The sequence below is a fragment of the Streptoalloteichus tenebrarius genome (assembly GCF_024171885.1).
Lineage (GTDB): Bacteria > Actinomycetota > Actinomycetes > Mycobacteriales > Pseudonocardiaceae > Streptoalloteichus > Streptoalloteichus tenebrarius.
Genome location: NZ_JAMTCP010000090.1, coordinates 1 through 2,382 on the forward strand (window position 1 = coordinate 1; position 2,382 = coordinate 2,382).

Annotated in this window: 4 protein-coding genes; all 4 read left to right on the plus strand. The window is 59.9% G+C overall.

Going from position 1 to position 2,382, the window contains the following annotated elements; translation table 11 throughout:
• Window positions 1-310 (plus strand): DUF3558 family protein (locus tag LX15_RS31995; protein WP_253674898.1); only part of this gene is annotated, 310 nt, incomplete at its 5' end.
• A gap of 50 nt (window positions 311-360) precedes the next feature.
• Entirely contained in the window at window positions 361-759 is a 399-nt protein-coding gene (locus LX15_RS32000) for a hypothetical protein (protein WP_253674899.1), read from the plus strand.
• A 7-nt stretch (window positions 760-766) separates the two neighbouring features.
• Window positions 767-1,399 (plus strand): DUF3558 domain-containing protein, encoded by a 633-nt coding sequence (locus LX15_RS32005; protein WP_253674900.1) that lies wholly within the window; start codon window positions 767-769, stop codon window positions 1,397-1,399.
• 27 nt (window positions 1,400-1,426) lie between these two features.
• A complete protein-coding gene (locus LX15_RS32010; protein ID WP_253674901.1) occupies window positions 1,427-2,050 on the plus strand; it encodes a DUF3558 domain-containing protein in 624 nt (207 codons plus the stop codon).
• The last annotated feature ends 332 nt before the right edge of the window (window positions 2,051-2,382 follow it).

A 2,382-nucleotide genomic window follows, 5' to 3' on the forward strand; every position in this document is an offset into this window, starting at 1 on the left:
GTCGAACGACAACCTGCGAATCTACCTCGCCCTTGACACCAAGCGTCGCGGACTAGAGGAGACATACCTCCGCAAGGAGAGGTTCCCAGACTTCACACCATCAACCGTCGCCGGCTACCCAGCGGTTCGAACAGGACTGAATGTCAGGCTCAAGTCATGCCGCGTCGACCTCGGTGTCGCCGACGACCAGGTGCTCTACATCTCCTTCAGCCACCACTCCGCTGGCAGAAATCCAGAGTATGAAGACCCCTGTGGATTCGCGGAGAAAGTCGGGAAGATGGTCCTGGACAACCTACCACCCACACGCTAAACCAGGGCGTCTGACGACCCATCACAACGAAGGGGGAAGACAGTCACACCATGAGCGACTGGCTCAACATCACCGCACCCAGCACCGGCGCCGCCCTGGTTGGCGGCCTCGCCGGCGCCGCAGGAGCCCCCGCGAGCGCCACAGGCGGCTCCTTCCGCGTCACCCGCGACCAGGCCCCAGCCCTCAAAGCCAAGTTCCAAGAAGCCATCGACAAACTGGAGAGGGCACGAAAGAAAGTACGGAACGTGCGGGTGATTGAACCACCCGCAGCGGACCGGTCCAGCGAAAAGTTGGCAGAGGCGCTACACGATAAAGCAGTAGGAGAATCAGGCTCGGCACTACGCGCAATAGAATCCGCCATTGAGGCATACCAGAGCGTCGTCGACCAGCTCGACAAGGCCATGGGCACCTACCAACAATCCGACGAGAACCACGGCTTTAAGGGGTAACAAACGGATGCGAATCCGCCATATCCGACTGGCAACTGCCCTGGCAGCAACGGGGCTGGCGATTATGAGCTGCTCCAACAGCACGCCTGGAACACCCACGACCACTGACCATACAATTAATCAGACCACAACGACAGCAGGTGGGACCACCAGCCACTCTCCATCGGCCAGCACTGGGCTATCGATGGCACCCCGTGTCACCAACCCAAAGAATCTCCGAGGCCAGGAGGCCTGTCAACTACTCACCCCACAACAACAAAAAGAACTCACCTTCACCCAACCTGGACGGCAAGGAATTTCAGAGTTCGGCGAGTCGGAGTGTGAATGGAAAAACGACAAGCTCGGAATCTTTCTAACCCTTGATACGAAGCGTCGTGGACTGGAGGAAACCTACCTGAGAAAGGAACGTTTTCCCGACTTCACACCCTCCACCGTCGCCGGCCACCCCGCAGTCCGATCGGATCGAAACGACAATCTCAAATCATGCAGGGTATCTCTCGGTGTTGCCGACGACCAAGTACTCTACATTGACTTCGACCGCAATTCCGCCGGCCGCAGTAATCCCGAGTACTCAGATCCGTGCGGATTCGCGGAGAAGGTCGGGAAGATGGTGCTGGACAACCTGCCACCCGCACGCTGAACCAGAGCACATGACAGGTAGCGACGAATGAGCAAGATACAAGGGTGGCGGACCGGGATCCTCGTGCTGGCGGGACTGGTAGCCGCTGGCTGCTCCAGCAGCACCACCGGAACACCCACAGCCGCCGACCACGCAACCACCCCACCCGCCACAACAAGTGGACCCACCAACCGCTCCCCATCCGCCAGAACCGGCCCATCCCTGGCGCCCCGCGTCAGCAATCCCAAGAATCTCCGAGGTCAGGACGCCTGTCAGCTACTCACCCCGCAACAACAGGCAGAACTCACCTTCACCAAGCCAGGAGAGAAAGGAACCTCCGCATTCGGCGAGTCAGAATGCCGCTGGTCGAACGGCAACCTGCGAATCTACCTCGCCCTTGACACCAAGCGTCGCGGACTAGAGGAGACCTACCTTCGCAAGGAACGCTTCCCGGACTTCACACCCTCAACCGTCGCCGGCTACCCAGCGGTTCGAACAGGACTGAATGACAAACTCAAGTCATGCCGCGTCGACCTCGGCGTCGCGGACGACCAGGTGCTCTACATCACCTTCGACCGCAATTCCCGCAACAATCCAGAGTATGAAGACCCCTGTGGATTCGCGGAGAAGGTCGGGAAGATGGTGCTGGACAACCTGCCACCCGCAGGCTGAACCAAAGCGCATGACAGGTCGCAAAGAATGAGCAAGATACAAGGGTGGCAGACGGGAGTCCTCGTGCTGGCGGGGCTAGTAGCCGCTGGCTGCTCCAGCAGCACCACCGGAACGCCCACCGCCGCCGACCACGCAACCAACCCACCCACCACCACAAGTGGCCCCACCAGCCAATCCTCATCCGCCAGAACCGGCCCATCCCTGGCGCCCCGCGTCAGCAATCCCAAGAATCTCCGAGGTCAGGACGCCTGTCAGCTACTCACCCCACAACAACAGGCAGAACTCACCTTCACCAAGCCAGGAGAGAAAGGAACCTCCGCATTCGGCGAGTC

What these genes read in the sequence shown, in the direction of transcription:
- LX15_RS32010 (WP_253674901.1), top strand. Translation starts at nt 1,427, where the DNA reads ATGAGCAAGATACAAGGGTGGCGGACCGGGATCCTCGTGCTGGCGGGA.
- LX15_RS32000 (WP_253674899.1), top strand. Translation starts at nt 361, where the DNA reads ATGAGCGACTGGCTCAACATCACCGCACCCAGCACCGGCGCCGCCCTG.
- LX15_RS32005 (WP_253674900.1), top strand. Translation starts at nt 767, where the DNA reads ATGCGAATCCGCCATATCCGACTGGCAACTGCCCTGGCAGCAACGGGG.